Source organism: Marinitoga piezophila KA3 (genome assembly GCF_000255135.1).
GTDB classification, from domain to species: Bacteria; Thermotogota; Thermotogae; order Petrotogales; family Petrotogaceae; genus Marinitoga; species Marinitoga piezophila.
The window spans coordinates 735,662-752,557 of the sequence record NC_016751.1; the positions used below are offsets into that span (position 1 = coordinate 735,662).

At 36.5% G+C, this 16,896-nt stretch carries 13 protein-coding genes, 1 tRNA gene and 3 rRNA genes; 8 read left to right on the forward strand and 9 right to left on the reverse strand.

What is annotated here, in order from left to right; genetic code table 11:
* The first annotated feature begins 2 nt into the window (after positions 1-2).
* The 6 genes from MARPI_RS03575 (at position 3) to mfd (ending at position 5,876) form a co-directional block, all read left to right on the forward strand.
* Positions 3-662 carry a hypothetical protein gene (locus MARPI_RS03575; protein ID WP_014296232.1) on the forward strand — a complete coding sequence of 220 codons (660 nt, stop codon included), beginning with the start codon at positions 3-5 and terminating at the stop codon, positions 660-662.
* A complete protein-coding gene (locus MARPI_RS03580; protein WP_014296233.1) occupies positions 659-1,285 on the forward strand; it encodes a chemotaxis protein CheC in 627 nt (208 codons plus the stop codon). Before MARPI_RS03575 ends, MARPI_RS03580 begins: the two co-directional genes overlap by 4 nt.
* Before the next feature lie 4 nt (positions 1,286-1,289).
* Positions 1,290-1,763, forward strand: coding sequence for a chemoreceptor glutamine deamidase/glutamate methylesterase CheD (gene cheD / locus MARPI_RS03585; RefSeq protein ID WP_014296234.1), 474 nt, complete (start codon positions 1,290-1,292; stop codon positions 1,761-1,763).
* 153 nt (positions 1,764-1,916) lie between these two features.
* Positions 1,917-2,603 (forward strand): FliA/WhiG family RNA polymerase sigma factor, encoded by a 687-nt coding sequence (locus tag MARPI_RS03590; RefSeq protein ID WP_014296235.1) that lies wholly within the window; start codon positions 1,917-1,919, stop codon positions 2,601-2,603.
* Position 2,604: 1 nt separating this feature from the next.
* Positions 2,605-2,925 carry a hypothetical protein gene (locus tag MARPI_RS03595; RefSeq protein ID WP_014296236.1) on the forward strand — a complete coding sequence of 107 codons (321 nt, stop codon included), beginning with the start codon at positions 2,605-2,607 and terminating at the stop codon, positions 2,923-2,925.
* Between the two features lie 35 nt (positions 2,926-2,960).
* Complete coding sequence (gene mfd, locus MARPI_RS03600; RefSeq protein ID WP_014296237.1) at positions 2,961-5,876, forward strand: transcription-repair coupling factor; 2,916 nt, start codon at positions 2,961-2,963, stop codon at positions 5,874-5,876.
* Between the two features lie 46 nt (positions 5,877-5,922).
* Here the strand turns inward: mfd and rrf are convergent.
* The 7 genes from rrf to MARPI_RS03630 all read right to left on the reverse strand — a co-directional run bounded on the left by rrf (position 5,923) and on the right by MARPI_RS03630 (position 13,043).
* Positions 5,923-6,036: ribosomal RNA gene (gene rrf, locus MARPI_RS03605) — 5S ribosomal RNA — on the reverse strand.
* A 34-nt stretch (positions 6,037-6,070) separates the two neighbouring features.
* Positions 6,071-8,989: ribosomal RNA gene (locus MARPI_RS03610) — 23S ribosomal RNA — on the reverse strand.
* A gap of 30 nt (positions 8,990-9,019) precedes the next feature.
* Positions 9,020-9,095: transfer RNA gene (locus MARPI_RS03615), tRNA-Ala, on the reverse strand.
* A gap of 48 nt (positions 9,096-9,143) precedes the next feature.
* Positions 9,144-10,684: ribosomal RNA gene (locus MARPI_RS03620) — 16S ribosomal RNA — on the reverse strand.
* The 16S, 23S and 5S rRNA genes sit together here with 1 tRNA gene alongside, the layout of an rRNA operon.
* A gap of 253 nt (positions 10,685-10,937) precedes the next feature.
* A complete protein-coding gene (locus tag MARPI_RS11285) occupies positions 10,938-11,066 on the reverse strand; it encodes a hypothetical protein (RefSeq protein WP_014296238.1) in 129 nt (42 codons plus the stop codon).
* A 29-nt stretch (positions 11,067-11,095) separates the two neighbouring features.
* The gene (locus MARPI_RS03625) at positions 11,096-11,860 is read right to left on the reverse strand and encodes a hypothetical protein (RefSeq protein WP_014296239.1); all 765 of its coding nucleotides are present in this window, start codon (positions 11,858-11,860) and stop codon (positions 11,096-11,098) included.
* 34 nt (positions 11,861-11,894) lie between these two features.
* The gene (locus tag MARPI_RS03630) at positions 11,895-13,043 is read right to left on the reverse strand and encodes a hypothetical protein (protein WP_014296240.1); all 1,149 of its coding nucleotides are present in this window, start codon (positions 13,041-13,043) and stop codon (positions 11,895-11,897) included.
* Between the two features lie 140 nt (positions 13,044-13,183).
* On the opposite strand from MARPI_RS03630, the gene MARPI_RS10665 reads away from it, so the two are divergent.
* Positions 13,184-14,005, forward strand: coding sequence for a thermonuclease family protein (locus MARPI_RS10665; protein ID WP_014296241.1), 822 nt, complete (start codon positions 13,184-13,186; stop codon positions 14,003-14,005).
* Between the two features lie 36 nt (positions 14,006-14,041).
* On the opposite strand, the gene MARPI_RS03640 is transcribed toward MARPI_RS10665, so the two are convergent.
* Positions 14,042-14,578: an NUDIX domain-containing protein gene (locus MARPI_RS03640; RefSeq protein WP_014296242.1), complete on the reverse strand. Its 537-nt coding sequence runs from the start codon at positions 14,576-14,578 to the stop codon at positions 14,042-14,044.
* Between the two features lie 38 nt (positions 14,579-14,616).
* A complete protein-coding gene (locus tag MARPI_RS03645; protein ID WP_014296243.1) occupies positions 14,617-16,383 on the reverse strand; it encodes a phosphoenolpyruvate carboxykinase (ATP) in 1,767 nt (588 codons plus the stop codon).
* A gap of 134 nt (positions 16,384-16,517) precedes the next feature.
* On the opposite strand from MARPI_RS03645, the gene panD reads away from it, so the two are divergent.
* Positions 16,518-16,895 carry an aspartate 1-decarboxylase gene (gene panD, locus MARPI_RS03650; protein WP_014296244.1) on the forward strand — a complete coding sequence of 126 codons (378 nt, stop codon included), beginning with the start codon at positions 16,518-16,520 and terminating at the stop codon, positions 16,893-16,895.
* The last annotated feature ends 1 nt before the right edge of the window (position 16,896 follow it).

Genomic DNA, 16,896 nt, shown 5'->3' on the forward strand with positions numbered 1-16,896 from the left:
AAATGAATAAAAAAAACTTTATAAAAAGAATATTCCTTGTTTTTTTTCCGGGAAATGGTATAAGAATCTTTCATAAAGACAACATCCTAAAAGCAAAAATAAAATCCTTCAAGGGAAAGGAAATAACACTTATTTCTCCGAAATTTGAAGATATGAAACTCGGAGATGAAGTAATGCTCGAATCATTATTTGAAGGGGCATACTATCAGGCGGATTTTCAAATAAGTGACATACGAGATTTTAGTGAAACTGAAAACCTTATTATTCTAAATCTAAAAAGTAATTTTAGAATAAAAACCAAGCGTTCAATGGAAAGACATTATGTTTCAATACCAATACTAATAGAAGACAAATACAACGGCGTAATATGGGATTTTAATGAAATGTTTTTGGGCATAGTAACCTTAAATGAATACATATACGAAATTCAAAAAAACGTAAGCGTTAAATTATCCATACCTGATTTCAATATAACCTTTCACGGAACAATAATAAAAATAAGACAGGAATTCTTTAATCTAAGTAAATTTATCTTTGAAATAAAAATTATGCAGGATCCTACAGGACTATTTGGTCAATATTTAAATCAAATTATAGGAGAAAATGTATTTCATAATAAAGAAATAGAAGAAGAGGAAAATAGCGGAGGTGCTGAACAATGAATGAAGAAAACTTAGAATTTTTTATGTCTGCTTTTAGAGAAATTACAAATATTGGAATGGGAAATGCCGTTAGTTCACTCTCAATGATGTTAAATAAAAAGGTTGATATATCGGTCCCTAATCTTGAAGTTATAAAATTATCGGACATATTCTTAAACATGGAAGATCCAGACGAGATCTATGCATGTTCATATGTAAAAATGGAGGGTGAATTAAACTCATCACTGGTATTTTTAATTGAAAAAGACTCTGTAAAACGTCTTATAAAAGAAAGTGTTGGAATGGAAATTCCTGATATTACGGATCTCGACGAATTATCCACCTCAATGATTGGTGAATTGGGAAATATTATGTTTGGTTCATATACCAGTGCTATATCACAATTTTTACAACTTAATCTTCAGGTTACCCCTCCACAGGTTGCAGTTGACACATTTGCTGCTCTCATTGCAGAATCAATAGTAATGAGTATTACATTTGAAGATGAAGTTATACTTACAGAAACAGAAATACAGGTTGAAGATTGGGAAAATATTATTAAAGGAAAAATCGTATTCTTAATGAATGAAGAAAACAGAAACAAATTGTTTGAATTCGTAAAAAAGATTTTCTATGGAGGTTAATCATATGAAAAAAATAATCGGAATTGGAGAATATAAAGCCTCAAAAACACCTGATGTTCTTGTAACTTTAGGATTAGGTTCATGTGTGGGGGTTTGTATTTGGGATAAAACCACAAAAGTTGGTGGATTAATTCATGTTATGCTGCCTCAATCAAATTCTCCAAATGCACCTAAACCTGGAAAATATGCTGACTTAGGTATCCCACTATTATTAGAAGATATAAAAAAACTCGGCGCAAAAGGGAGTCTAACAGCAAAAATATTTGGTGGTTCTGCAATGTTCAAAGGCTCTTCAATGGACATTGGAAGCAAAAATGTTGCAGCTGTAAAAGAACATCTAAAGAAAAATGGCATTAGAATAATTGCAGAAGACACAGGCGGAAACAGAGCAAGAAGTATAGAATTTAACCTTGAAACTGGAGAAGTACTCGTTAAAAAGGTAGGTGGCGGTGAAAAAGTTGAAATTTTCAAATACTGAACTTATATTTTATACTTCTTTATTTTTCATATTCCTATTTATAAACCTTTTTATCTCAAAAAACTTTTTCATAACCTCTGTTTTACGCTCAATAATAAGCACTGCTGTCATAATAATACTCAACACCATAGTGAAGGTAGTGATTAATAAATCATGAAAAATCTCAACAGAGAAGATATAATAAAAAATTTTCTTCCTAAAATAAAATATATAGCATTAAACCTATTATCAACCCTTCCCAAAAATGTAGAACTTGATGATTTAATACAGGAAGGGATTATTGGTTTGCTTCAATCACTTGACAAATACAATCCAAATAAAGGAGTAACCTTCTATTCATTTGCAGTAAAAAGAATTAGAGGGGCTATGTTAGACTATCTAAGAAAAATAGATTGGCTTCCAAAAGATTTAAGACATAAAATAAAAAAACTCGAAGAAATTTTAGCAGAACAAAATATAGACGATTATATTAGTGATGAAGAACTGGCAGAACAACTTGAAATCTCTGTAAAAGACGTAAAAAAATTAAAAGCGGAATTACACAGAAGTCAGATTTTAAGTCTCGATTCATACTTAATAGGAAACAATGAACTAAATGTAGAATCAGATAATGAAGAAAACGACCCGGAAATTCTTGCGTATAAAGATATGTTAAAACAAGAACTAAAAAAAGCTATTTTAAGTCTAAACGAAAAAGAACAACTAATACTATCATTATACTATGAAAAAGAACTAACCTTTAAAGAAATTGGAAAAATTCTTGAAATATCTGAATCCAGGGTCTCACAAATTCATTCGGCAATAATCGCAAAATTAAAGAAAAAATTAGGTGGTGATTAAAATGCCACAGCCAATCAATTTAGGTATATCCTATATTGCAAATGTAGATGTTTCTAACAACATACAACATCTAAATAGTGCATTGGTTGCAGCAAAAAGTACAGATCTTGAAGAACAGGTAAGAAAAAATGAAGAAGCTCAATCACAGGTTAACACAGCCAACGAATATGCTCAAAGTAAAGAAATAAAAGACCAGAACAAAAACAACTTCCATCAGGAATCACAAAAAAGAGAAAAAAACAAAAAAGGAAACTCTTCAAATGAAGAGCATCATATAGTAGTTGATGAATATCGTGGTCATACCCTTGATATTAGAATTTAAACGGACTTTAAGTCCGTAATTTTTTTGTATATGGGGTGATAAAAATAAACAACAACGAACTCTTAAACATAATAAAAAAATCAAAAAAACAGACAAAAATCATAATATTTCCAGAAACATGGAACCTGGAAAATTTCCTATTTGATAAAAATATATCTATCTATCCAGATTATGATGTATTTCCATTTGAATCAATAAAACCCTCTAAAAAAATCCTATCAAGAAGAATTCAAACATTATATAATCTATTAAAAAATAAAGATATAATCATATTAACCACATTACATTCTTTAAGTAGATACACCATACCTTATTCTATACTGAAAAAAAATATATTTTCATTTAACATAGATTCAACCTTCAACATAAATCCATTCTATTATGGCTATGAAAAAAAATGGAATGTATATGAATATGGCGAATATTCCAAAAAAGGTTTTGTATTGGACATGTACATTCCAATATATGAAAATCCAATAAGAATAGAACTATTTGATGATGAAATTGTAAGAATAAATTATTTCGATATAAACACTCAAAAAAGTATAGAATCATTAAACTCATTCACATTTATACCTGGTTCAGAAATATTAATGAAATATCAGGAAAATGCAGAAAAAATACTTTCAAAATATCCAAACACAAATAATACATTAGAAATAATAGATACAATACCAGCAATATATTATGAAAAAAAAGAAACATTATTAGATTATATAGACATAAAAAACAGTGAAATATTCATAATAAATGAAAAAGAAAGTATATCCTCATCATTTACCCGAGAAAGAGAAAACCTTGAATTCATTTATTCTGATAATCTAAAAAAATTGTACAAAAATTATTCTGGAGATTCTCTTGAAAATTTTATCTCAAAAATAAATTATAAAAACATAGAAATAAATAAACAAAATTTCATAATAAAAAAAATATCCTCAAAAAAGAAAAGTAAAGAAATTCCATTATTAGAATGGGAAGACTTAGAAATTGGAGATTTAATAGTTCATGAAAACTATGGAATAGGTATATATAAAGGATTAAAAAAAATAGAAACTCAATACGGAAAAAAAGAACTAATAATGCTTGAATATGCCAACAATGCAAAAGTATATCTTCCAATAGAAAGAATAGATAAAATTTCAAAATACGTTGGAGATAAAGACATAGTAAAACTTGATAAAATCGGCTCATCATCATGGGAAAGACGAAAAAAGAAAGTAGAAGAAAATATACGTTCAAAAATCCAAGAACTAATAAAACTATATGCTTTAAGAGAACATACAACAGGTATATCATTACAGGGTGATGAAGAAATAGAAGAAAAATTCAAAAAAACATTCCCATACATAGAAACAGCAGATCAGGAAAAAGCTATTGAAGAAGTATTAAACGATTTAGCTTCAACAAAACCAATGGACCGTCTAATTGCTGGAGATGCTGGATTTGGAAAAACAGAAGTTGCATTAAGAGCTGTAGTAAGAACTGTAAGTTCTGGATATCAGGCAGCAATACTCGTTCCAACAACAATACTTGCTCAACAATACTATGATAATGTAAAATATAGATTTGATGAAATTGGAATAACAGTAGAATTAATCGACAGATTCAAAACTCAAAAAGAAAAAAACATAATAACAGAAAAAATAAACTCCGGAAAATTAGATGTAATAATAGGTACTCATGCACTATTAAACAAAAATATAAAATTCAAAAAACTTGGATTACTTGTCATAGATGAAGAACAACGATTTGGAGTATTCCAAAAAGAAAAAATAAAAGAATTATCTCATGGAATAAACGTATTAACAATGAGTGCAACCCCAATTCCAAGAACATTATACTTCTCAATCTCCGGTTTAAGAGATATGTCTGTAATATCCACACCGCCAATTGGACGATTACCAGTAGAAACCTTTGTATCAAAATACTCAAAAAAAATAATTAGAACAGCTATATTAAGGGAAAAATCAAGAGGCGGTCAGGTATTATATATTCATAATAGAGTTAATGATATTGAAGAGGTAGAAAAAGAATTATCAGAATTAATTCCCGAAGTTTCTGTAGTATCAGCACATGGTCAAATGCAAAAACGTTATCTTTCAAAAATAATAAAAATGTATTATAATGGCGAAATAGACGTATTAATTGCAACAACAATAATAGAAAATGGAATAGACATACCAAACGCGAACACATTAATAGTTGACGATGCGGAGCGGTACGGAATATCCCAATTATACCAATTACGAGGAAGGGTAGGTCGTTCCTCAAAACGTGCATTTGCATATTTCCTTTACAAAAACAAATTAAAACCAGAAACAGAAAAAAGATTAGAAGCAATAAAAAAAATAGTAGGTCCTGGAAGCGGTTTAAAACTTGCATTACAGGATTTAGAAATAAGAGGATTTGGAGATTTACTTGGAATAGAACAAAAAGGACATATAAACAACATTGGTTTAAACATGTACAAAGAAATTCTAAATAAAGCCATAATAGAAATATATTCAAAAGAGAAAATAATAAACAAAGAAAATATCAAAGAAAAAATAGACCTTGACATAAAAGGGATAACCATGCCCATTACAATTCCAGAAAATTATATAGAAAACCCAATAGAAAGAATGAGAATCTACAGAACAATTGCAAATGAAACAAAAATAGAAAACTTTGAAAAAATAAAAGAAGAAATAGAAGATAAATTTGGAAAAATACCTGAAGAACTTAACAATCTAATAAAATATAGTATATTAAGAATAAACGCATATAAAAAAGGCGCAAAAGAAATAGAAATATATGACAATACAGCTATAATAAAATACTCAAAATATTTAGATATAGATATATTAAAACTCAAAAAATACTCACACCACTTCAATCATTTTGAAAACAAAAAAGAATTAGTAATATATACAAAAAATCCAGAAGAATCGTTATTTAAAATATTTGAATAACATAAACAAAAACCCCCAGTCTATGAGACTGGGGGAAAAATAAAAAGAGGGGCGCTACCTACTCTCGCATGGACAAGCCATACTACCATCGGCCCGGATATGCTTAACGGTCGGGTTCGGGATGGGTCCGCGTGTTCCCATATCCGGTATCTGCACCCCTCAATCTCTCATTCACATGTGCATAGTTACTCAATAAGGTCAAGGCCTCGGGCTATTAGTACCGGTCGGCTCAATACATCACTGTACTTACACCTCCGGCCTATCTACGTCCTAGTCTCGAACTGCCCTTACCTCCATATGGAGTGGGAAACCTCATCTCGGGGCCCGTTTCCCGCTTAGATGCTTTCAGCGGTTATCGGTCAGGTACGTGGCTACTCAGCTCCTGCTCCTGGCGGAACAGCTGATTTACCAGTGGTACCCTCACACCGGTCCTCTCGTACTAGGTGTGACCCCCCTCAAGTTTCCTACGCCCGCAGCAGATAGGGACCGAACTGTCTCACGACGTTCTGAACCCAACTCACGTACCGCTTTAATGGGCGAACAGCCCAACCCTTGGGACCTACTTCAGCCCCAGGATGCGATGAGTCGACATCGAGGTGCCAATCCGCGCCGTCGATATGAACTCTTGAGCGCGATAAGCCTGTTATCCCCGGGGTAACTTTTATCCGTTGATCGACGGCCCTTCCACTCGGATCCGCCGGGTCACTAAGACCGTGTTTCCACCCTGCTCGACCTGTCAGTCTCGCAGTCAGGCAGGCTTTTGCCTTTACACTCTCCTGTGGATTTCCAACCCACATGAGCCTACCTTCGCGCACCTCCGTTACTCTTTAGGAGGCGACCGCCCCAGTCAAACTGCCCACCTAACACTGTCCCATCAGTGCTCTTCACACTCAATGGTTAGTAACCCATCATGCTGAGGGTGGTATCCCACCGGCGGCTCCACCTACCCTGGCGAGCAGGTTTCTCTGCCTCCCACCTATCCTGTACACAACATGACAAGTTACAATGTCAGGCTACAGTAAAACTCCACGGGGTCTTTCCGTCTAACTGCGGGTACTGGGCATCTTCACCCAGTCTGTAATTTCACCAGGCCCTCCGCTGAGACAGTGCCCAAATCGTTACGCCATTCATGCAGGTCGGAACTTACCCGACAAGGAATTTCGCTACCTTAGGACCGTTATAGTTACGGCCGCCGTTTACCGGGGCTTCGGTTCGTTGCTCTCACAACTCCCCTTAACCTTCCGGCACTGGGCAGGCGTCAGACCCTATACTTCCTCTTTCCGAGTTCGCAGAGTCCTGTGTTTTTGGTAAACAGTCGCCTGGGCCTTGTCACTGCGACTCCCCGGTGCAGTTGCCCACACCAAGGAGCACCCCTTCTCCCGAAGTTACGGGGCTATTTTGCCGAGTTCCTTAGCGGAGGTTAGCCTGCTCCCCTTAGCCTTCTCAGCTCACCCACCTGTGTCGGTTTTCGGAACGGGCATGTATATACTCAACGATAAGCGAGGCTTTTCTTGGCAGCCGGGCTACCACCTCGTTGGACTTATGTCCTCCCCTTCACGCTTCAGACTCCAGTAGCGGATTTACCTACTACCTTCTCTGTCCTTTGCGCTTGGATGAGCGTGCCACTTGCTCACGAGGCTTCGCCTTCTGCGTCCCCCCTCTTATCTCGTATATACATGGCACTGGATTCTTTACCAGTTTCCCATCGGTTACTCCTTTCGGATTCACCTTAGGTCCCGGCTTACCCTGGGCGGACGACCCTTCCCCAGGTACCCTTGGGCTTTCGGGGGGAGGGATTCTCACCCTCCTCTCGTTACTCATGCCCACATCCGCTCTTGTGCTTCGTCCAGTAATCCTCACGAATTACCTTCTCCCTACTGCACAATGCTCCCCTACCAATCCGCAGATTCCGCAGCTTCGGCGTACGGCTTCAGCCTCCTTACATTTTCGGCGCAGTCCGCCTCAACCGGTGAGCTGTTACGCACTCTTTTAATGATGGCTGCTTCTAAGCCAACATCCCGGCTGTCTCTGGCAGTCCACTACCTTTCACACTTAGCCGTCTCTTCGAGACCTTAGCTGGCGGTCTGGGCTGTTTCCCTCTCGACCATGGAGCTTTTCCCCCACAGTCTGTCTCCCGTACATCAACTAACGGTATTCGGAGTTTGACAAGTTTCGGAGGTTACCCCCCTACGCCTATCAGTGCTCTACCCCCGTTAGTCTTGTACGAGGCCGTGCCTACACACGTTTCGGGGAGATCCAGCTATCACCAGGTTCGGTTGGCTTTTCACCCCTATCCACAGGTCATCCGAATGCGTTTCACTGCATACCGGTTCGGGCCTCCATTGCGTTTCACCGCAACTTCACCCTGCCCATGGATAGCTCACCTGGCTTCGGGTCTGCATATACTGACTATCCGCCCTCTTCAGGCTCGCTTTCACTTCGGCTTCGCCTCTCCCGGCTTAACCTCGCCAGTACATGCAATTCGTGGGCACATTAATCAAAAGGCACGCGGTCACTCCTATGAGCTCCCACTTCTTGTAGGCTTACGGTTTCAGGTTCTCTTTCACTCCCCTCCCGGGGTCCTTTTCACCTTTCCCTCACGGTACTTCTACGCTATCGGTCGACGGGTAGTATTTAGCCTTGGATGGTGGTCCACCCTGATTCACGCAGGATTCCTCGTGTCCCACGCTACTTGGGATCATAATCCAGCCACTCACATGTATTTCGCCTACGGGGCTTTCACCCTCTCCGGCATACCTTCCCAGGTATTTCGGCTATACATGCTTCGTGACCGAGCCTCGTGCTGTCGGCTCCGATTATGTCCCGCTACCCCATACTGGCAACGGCAGCACCCTTTTACACCAGTATGGTTTGGGCTCCTCCCCTTTCGCTCGCCACTACTCAGGGAATCTCTCTTGATTTCTTTTCCTCCGGGTACTAAGATGTTTCCCTTCCCCGGGTTCGCCTCCCTTTCGGGATCTTTTGGGTTCCCCCATTCGGACATCCACGGATCTACGCTCGCTTGCAGCTCCCCGTGGCTTTTCGCAGCTTGCCACGTCCTTCTTCGCCTCCCGTCGCCTAGGCATCCGCCGTAAGCCCTTTTTACCTTGACCTTATCTTTCACTATGCACTTGTCAATGAGCTGGTGGAGTAGAGGGGACTTGAACCCCTAACCTTCTGCGTGCAAGGCAGACGCTCTCCCAGTTGAGCTACTACCCCTACTCCTTCACTACTGAACAGAGACACCCATTCCTTTTTTCTCCTTAGAAAGGAGGTGATCCAGGCGCACCTTCCGGTACACCTACCTTGTTACGACTTAGCCCCCCTCGCTGACTCCACCCTCGATAGCTGGCCTCCTTTCGGTTAGCCTCACCATCTTCGGGCGTTTCCAACTCGGGTGGCTTGACGGGCGGTGTGTACAAGACCCGGGAACGTATTCACCGCAGTGTGGCTGACCTGCGATTACTAGCGATTCCGGCTTCATGCAGTCGGGTTTCAGACTGCAATCTGAACTGGGGTAGGGTTTCTGGGATTCGCTCCACCTCTCGGCCTCGCTGCCCTCTGTCCCTACCATTGTAGCGCGTGTGTCGCCCAGGACATAAGGGGCACGATTACCTGACGTCATCCCCTCCTTCCTCCGCCTCGTCGGCGGCTGTCCCGTTAGCGTTCCCACCCTAAGTGCTGGCAACTAACGGCAAGGGTTGCGCTCGTTGCGGGACTTAACCCAACACCTCACGGCACGAGCTGACGACGGCCGTGCACCACCTGTATAGGCTCCCGGTACCGAAGTACCGGGTCCCCTGCATCTCTGCAGAGTACCACCTATATGTCAAGCCCTGGTAAGGTCCTTCGCTTAGCTTCGAATTAAACCACACGCTCCACCGCTTGTGCGGGTCCCCGTCAATTCCTTTGAGTTTCATCCTTGCGGACGTACTCCCCAGGCGGCCCACTTATCGCCTTAGCTTCAGCACGAACGGTACTACCGCTCACACCTAGTGGGCATCGTTTACGGCTAGGACTACCCGGGTATCTAATCCGGTTTGCTCCCCTAGCTTTCGGGCCTCAGCGTCAGGTTTGCCCCAGGAGACCGTCTTCACCACCGGCCTTCTTACCTGTATCTACGCATTTCACCGCTACACAGGTAATTCCGTCTCCCTCTAGCAACCTCAAGTCTAACAGTTTCAGACGCATTTCCCTGGTTGAGCCAGGGCCTTTTACATCTGACTTATTAGACCGCCTACACCCCCTTTACGCCCAGTGATTCCGGGCAACGCTCGCCCCCTACGTATTACCGCGGCTGCTGGCACGTAGTTAGCCGGGGCTTTTCCTTACCTACCCTCATCAGATGGCCATTCCCTACCATCCTTATTGTTCGGTAAGTTCAGGAGTTTACGTCCCGAAGGACTTCTTCCTCCACGCGGCGTCGCTGGATCAGGGTTCCCCCCATTGTCCAATATTCCCCACTGCTGCCTCCCGTAGGAGTGGGACCCGTGTCTCAGTGCCCCTGTGGCCGGCCACGCTCTCACGCCGGCTACCCGTCGTCGGCTTGGTAGGCCTTTACCCTACCAACTACCTGATGGGTCGCAGGCAGCTCCTCCAGCCAAGCCTTAGCTCGCTTTCCCCTCTCGGGCTCATCCGGTATTAGCCACCGTTTCCAGTGGTTGTCCCGGTCTGGAGGACACCTTCCTACGCGTTACTCACCCGTTCGCCACTAGTACTACAGCCCGAAGGCTGCCTCCTCGTTCGACTTGCATGTGTTAAGCACGCCGCCAGCGTTCGCCCTGAGCCAGGATCAAACCCTCCATCCAAGATTTCGAGTTCGATCTTAACTCTTTGAATCTACTTCCGCTGGGTGTCTCTGTTCACTTGTCAAGGAGCTTCTCTTCCTTCTCTCTTTTTCTTCCAGACGCTCTCACCCGCGTCCGAGTATATATATTACCACCTTCTTCCTCTTTTGTCAACTTACAGTTTCGTTAATTTCGTTAAGCATCAGTGAATCAATACCATTTTTTAGTTTATAATAACTTATCTTATTTTCTAAAATACTTTTTTATTGCCTCTTTAATCAATTAACCATTTGATTATATTTAACATCAAAATTCTATCATTACCATAACTATATCCATCATATAATTTATCTTCTTTAGTTTCTCTACCATTGACTATAAGCAAAAAACGCATTTTACTCATAAAAAAGAAAGCCCTTAAGGGCTTTCTTTTTATTTCTTAGTTATAAATGATGCATCACCAACAAACACTTTAAACCCATAATTATATCCTATTACTCCCTTTATTTCATATTTATTACCCACCTGAACACCTGCATCATCTAATATTGAAGAACAATAACTTACTATTAGCACATCACTCTTTCCATCATCATTTAAATCAAATTCAAAATTTCCATGATCATCTTTTTTTAAATATTTACCTTCAAAAACTACTAAATTACCTATATTATTCATTCCAGGCAAATTGTTAACTGTCAAAATTTCTGCTTTATCCCACGGAATTTCAACATTATTTTTAGTAATTTTTATCTCTGCATCATCTTGCGTAGTTGTAAACCTATACTCAAAATATCCATTATCTTTATCTCTTTCTGTATAATATGGTCTTCCAGTTGCTTCAAAAGTATCTTTTAATGATATTTCTAATGCTTTATCTACTTTAAAATACATACCTGTCCCATCATTAGTAACTCCATATACATATCCATATTTTGATCCATCATATACAACTATAACATCGCTAACTTTTTTTAAAGGTACAAAATCTGGACTTCCAGTATCCCAACCTTCTGTTTTCTTCTCATAGTTTTCTTTAATTTCTTCCTTTATACTAGAAAGACTAAATACCGTGGTTGTTGCTTCATTTGAAATTTTTTCTCCTTCATCTTCAACAACCTTCTCTTTTGTCAAACAACCTGTTAATAAAAAGATTCCAAGAATACCTGCCAATAAAAATACCAATGTTTTCTTCATACCTCTACCCCCTTTGTAAGATTAATTTAAAGTTTTAAAAGATTATATTCATTAAAGATCTTTCTGTAATAATAAAATCTGTCCATGTTGTAAAACCCAATACTATTCTTTGATTTCCATCGGCTCTACCATTTATATCTTCAGCGGCAATTTTTAATGAGATGTTTTCTCCTATTAATTCCACACCATAATTTACTATGTAATCTGTAAGTATTCCTTCATCTAATGAATTTCCCTGCGCAAAGACTTCCATTTTCCATGGTTTTGGTAAATAATATCCAAATCTTACTTCATATAACCATGTTTTTCCTATAGGATTATTAGTTGCTGCATCAACATCTAAATAATATTGATTATCACCATTTTCATCCATATTGTAATATACTATTCCCTTTAAATAATATGGATAATAATTTACCTTACCACCTACAACAACTTTTGGTATTGGTAAAATTTCAATTATTTTATCAAAGTTGCTTACAATTTCTGAAAATTTTTCAACACTTGAATTTACAGCATATCCAGCACTATAAAATAATTGTGTTATTAATTTTCTATTCCATCTAATTGAGTTGTATCCAGCTAATGATACTGAAAGTTTGTCGTGCTTATTATCCTGAGAAAGATAGAACATATATTTTTTATATCTTTCATCTAACCCCAAATATGCATAAATTGATTTATCTTCTAAACTATATGCTCCTCCAAACTTCAAATCGCCTATCGGTTTTATATATCCCCCAATTGCCATTTTCATAGGATCTAAATCATATTTACTATCTCCTAAATCGTCTCTAAACCCTCCAATTCTAAAAGAATAATATCTTCTCATATCGTAAGGATAATCTTTAAATTTAAACTTTCCAAACATTAATAATGCATCATATCCAACCTTATATTGTAAATAATAATATCTTGGAAGTTTAAAATCTAATGTTTCATCTTCGTTATAATCAATGGATATAGTAGAAGAAGATAAAGTAATATAATCATTGAAACGCAAAGAAAGATTATCTGTTAATCCAATATCAAAATATGCAATTGGAAAAACATCAACAAAATTCCTGGAATCATCAAGATTCATTGTATATATCCCCAACATAGAAAACTTTGTACCACTAAACGCCCCGAAAATTGTAATAAATGAAATAACAATTAATAAAAACAATACACTTTTTTTCATTGAACAACCTCCTCTATTTTGTTGTTGCTAATTTACTTTATTTACCTTATTGACATTCATCATTTTTATGATATAATATTCAGGCAACATGAATTTAACATTACATTATACCACAAAATTTTAAAAGGAGGAATGTTAAATTGATAAAAAAGCTTCTTATATTTACTGTTATTCTGTCATTATTACTTGTAACTATCTCTTGTTCCAAACAATCCACATCTGAAATTTCTTTTGAAAAAAGTTATTACGTCTCAAGAATTATTGATGGAGATACTATAAGAGTATTTTATGAAGGTGATGAAGTATCTGTTAGATTCATAGGTATTGATACACCAGAAACACACAGTGGCGATAAACCGCTTGGCGAATTAGGTGAAAAGGCTTATTGGTTTACAAGAAATAAAATCAATACTGAAAACCTTAATAAATCACGTGTTTTTCTTGAATTTGATTCTGATAAATCTGGATATTATGGAAGATTATTAGCTTATGTGTATTATAAAGATAAAGAAGGGAATTTGCATTTTTTAAATAAGGAAATAATGGAAAATGGCTATGCAAGACCTCTTTTTTATGACGACACCTCAAAACATAAAGAAGATTTTATCAAAGCATACAAAAGTGCATTCGAAAATAGAAAAGGTATTTTTTCTTTTTACGATTCAAAAGATAGAGAGGTTTTAGACACACAATTATCAAGAGAGGATATTGGAAAAATTAGATGGGTAATATTTAATGTAAAAAATGTAAGTAGTTCAGGAAGTTTCTTAAAAATAGAATCCCAGGATAGTAGTTTTTATGTAACTATAAGAAGAAATGAATACAATGCTTTTTTTGATAGTTTAAATATTTATGATTTAAAAGATAAAAAAATAAAGGTTTATGGAGAAGTCTGGAAAGATAAATATGGAAAATTTGAAATCCTTGCACGCGCCGAATTTGAATTTGTCGTAATAAAATAACCAGTGCAATTAAGCACTGGTTATTTTATTATTATATTATATTTCTCCTAAAAGTTTAGCTCGACTATAACAGGCTATAGTTTTTGCATCGGTAATTTTATTTTCAAGTATCATTTTTTCAAACTCTTTTATCTTTATCTTTTTTATTTCAAGGAATTCATCTTCATCAGGATTTGTTTGTGTCGTTTTTAAATCTTTTACAAGATATAAGTGTATCACTTCATTTGAAAAACCCGGAGTTGTATGAATATATCCAAGATATATCCATTTTTCTGCTGTTTTTCCTATTTCTTCTTCGAGTTCTCTTTTTCCGCATTCAAGAGGTTCTTCCCCAGGTTCATCAAACTTTCCAGCTGGTACTTCAAGCAATGTCTGACTTATTGGAAATCTATATTGTTCCACAAGATATACATAATCATCTTCCACAGGAAGCATTGCCACTGCCCCTGGATGTACAACTATTTCTCTTGTTGATTCTTTACCGTTTGGAAGCTTTACTGTATATTTTCTAACATCGAGTAATCTTCCTGTAAATACTTTTTCTTCATTTATTGGTATTTCAGTTAAATCCATTTTATTGCCCTCCTATTTATTATAGCAAGATAAAATCATTATTGTTCTTCAATAAGTTTCAAAAGAGCCTTTGCTGCATATACTGGCCCATCATCCTCAAAACCTGAAACACCTAACTGTGTTTTTATTTCCCCAACCTTAACTCCTGTTTTTATCATTTGTTCTATGAATTTTTGGGCTATTTTTTCATGTACTTCTTTTCTTTGTATTGCTCCAAATGGATTGGCAAAATAACTATAGGTTAATCCTACTTCTGCTGTTGTTCCTTTTGCCATTCTTGCACCTTTTGAAAGTACCTCATACGCTGAATCGCAATCCTCAAAGAATGAAATGTATTCATCATTTTCAACTTTAGTATAATTATTTGCATATAAGAAATAGTCTATCTTTGTTGGCATAATAATTTCCTTATAATTTGAATATGGCACTATAACTCTTGCATTTGTTTCATTTGGATTCATAAATATACTTCTATCAATTGCAGAATATGCATATCCGGGCTGTAAATCATCCAATCTTACAAAAGCCCCTGTTTCAGTTCCATATGCGACCACATTTCCGTTATCATCTATTTCCAGTGATCCCATATCATCAATTAATATATTAACCTCTGAAACATATTTAGATAATCTATTTAACGCATCAAGCGTTTCAGATTTTCCAGCACCGCTATCTCCCATTAACATTACATTTGCTTTTTTACCGTTTCTCAATACAATTTCTGCAAGTGCTCCGTGAATAGGAAGATTTCCTGAATCTATTACTATTAAATTATGAATTGTAAGTATCATCTTTTTCATATATCCAAAATAATCTATATAATCATCTCGGCCAACCATTCCAACATATGTTCCATCTTCTTCTTTAAAAATAATGCCATTTCTATATTCATCTTTTTCAAAATATTTATCTTCAAGTCCATAAAAATAAATTCCATCGGGTTTTCTTCTTTGAACTATTCCATATCCAGCTAATTCAAAAAGATTTGTTAATCCTGCAGCCATAGCAAGAAATTCTTTATATACATATACAAGAATATATTTCTTACCCACATGAATTGGAAATGCAAACCAATCCTCAGGATTATCAAATTCTATATTTTTCAAAATTGGTTTATCAAAGACTTTAAATAATCCTTTACGCTTATTTGACTTAGTATAAAAAATCACAGGCGGTTCAAAGACAACTCCCCAGACAAATGGTGTTTTATATAATGATTTAGAACCGTTTAATACTTCAGATTTAAATTGCGGATAATCAACAGAAAAGGCTACCTGAGCACCACTTGGCAATTGTCTTAAAACTTTTAACCTTTCATCAGATACGTTTATCAAAATCTGTCTATAAAAGTTAGTAACAAGGCTTTTGAAATCTGTATTATTCTTCACAAGTATCATTTCTTTATATATTTTTTGAATTCCATTTGATACATAGGCAGTTTTTTGAATCATAAACCTGTGTTTATTTCTCCAGAGATTATAAATACTTTCTACAAATTTTATAATCTGATCCTTTTTATCGCTTAGTTTTGGAAAGCTATAAAATGGCGATGAATCAATTTCATCAATTTTTTCAGCGGAAAGAGCAAATAGCATTTTTATAATTTGGTCTAAATCATATCTTTCTTCAATATCTACAGCATCTTCATTTTTCAAAAAAGACATAAAAAAGGTCAATAAACTTTCGTTTCTTTCTTCAAGATCTTCGAGATATTCAATAAGCAGTTCTTTCAAAATTTTACTATGAACAATCTGAGCATTAGACGAATATGATACACTACCGTCAATTAAAACTGTTCTTGGCATAAAATCTCCCCCTTTTTCTGGATTATTATTTATATTATACCACAATTAATTATTCTGCAATAGTAATTTTAATTTTAAATACAAGAAATAGTGGTAGAATATATAATAGAAATTATTGATAGGAGGTCTTGTGAATGTTTAGAATTCTTTTAAAGGGTAAGATTCACAGAGCTACAGTTACAGAAAAAAATATTCATTACGAAGGCAGTGTAACAATCGATGAAGAATTAATGGAATTAGCAGATATTGAAGAAAACGAATTGGTTCAAATAGTTGATATAAACAACGGCGCTCGATTTGAAACATATGTTATTAAAGGAGAAAGAGGTTCAAGAATCATTGGTTTAAATGGGGCAGCTGCAAGAATGGTTGAGTTAGGGGATAAAGTAATTATAATGGCTTATGGTTTATATGAAAAAGGAGAGAATTCAAAACCAAAAATCGTTGTTGTTGATGATAATAATAATCCAAAAATTTTAAAGGATCACGAAGAACCAAAAACGGAGTGTTAAT

Coding starts and splice junctions, on each gene's coding strand:
- MARPI_RS03575 (WP_014296232.1), top strand. CDS start 3: ATGAATAAAAAAAACTTTATAAAAAGAATATTCCTTGTTTTTTTTCCG.
- MARPI_RS03580 (WP_014296233.1), top strand. CDS start 659: ATGAATGAAGAAAACTTAGAATTTTTTATGTCTGCTTTTAGAGAAATT.
- cheD (WP_014296234.1), top strand. CDS start 1,290: ATGAAAAAAATAATCGGAATTGGAGAATATAAAGCCTCAAAAACACCT.
- MARPI_RS03590 (WP_014296235.1), top strand. CDS start 1,917: ATGAAAAATCTCAACAGAGAAGATATAATAAAAAATTTTCTTCCTAAA.
- MARPI_RS03595 (WP_014296236.1), top strand. CDS start 2,605: ATGCCACAGCCAATCAATTTAGGTATATCCTATATTGCAAATGTAGAT.
- MARPI_RS11285 (WP_014296238.1), bottom strand. CDS start 11,066: ATGAGTAAAATGCGTTTTTTGCTTATAGTCAATGGTAGAGAAACTAAA.
- MARPI_RS03625 (WP_014296239.1), bottom strand. CDS start 11,860: ATGAAGAAAACATTGGTATTTTTATTGGCAGGTATTCTTGGAATCTTT.
- MARPI_RS03630 (WP_014296240.1), bottom strand. CDS start 13,043: ATGAAAAAAAGTGTATTGTTTTTATTAATTGTTATTTCATTTATTACA.
- MARPI_RS03640 (WP_014296242.1), bottom strand. CDS start 14,578: ATGGATTTAACTGAAATACCAATAAATGAAGAAAAAGTATTTACAGGA.
- MARPI_RS03645 (WP_014296243.1), bottom strand. CDS start 16,383: ATGCCAAGAACAGTTTTAATTGACGGTAGTGTATCATATTCGTCTAAT.
- panD (WP_014296244.1), top strand. CDS start 16,518: ATGTTTAGAATTCTTTTAAAGGGTAAGATTCACAGAGCTACAGTTACA.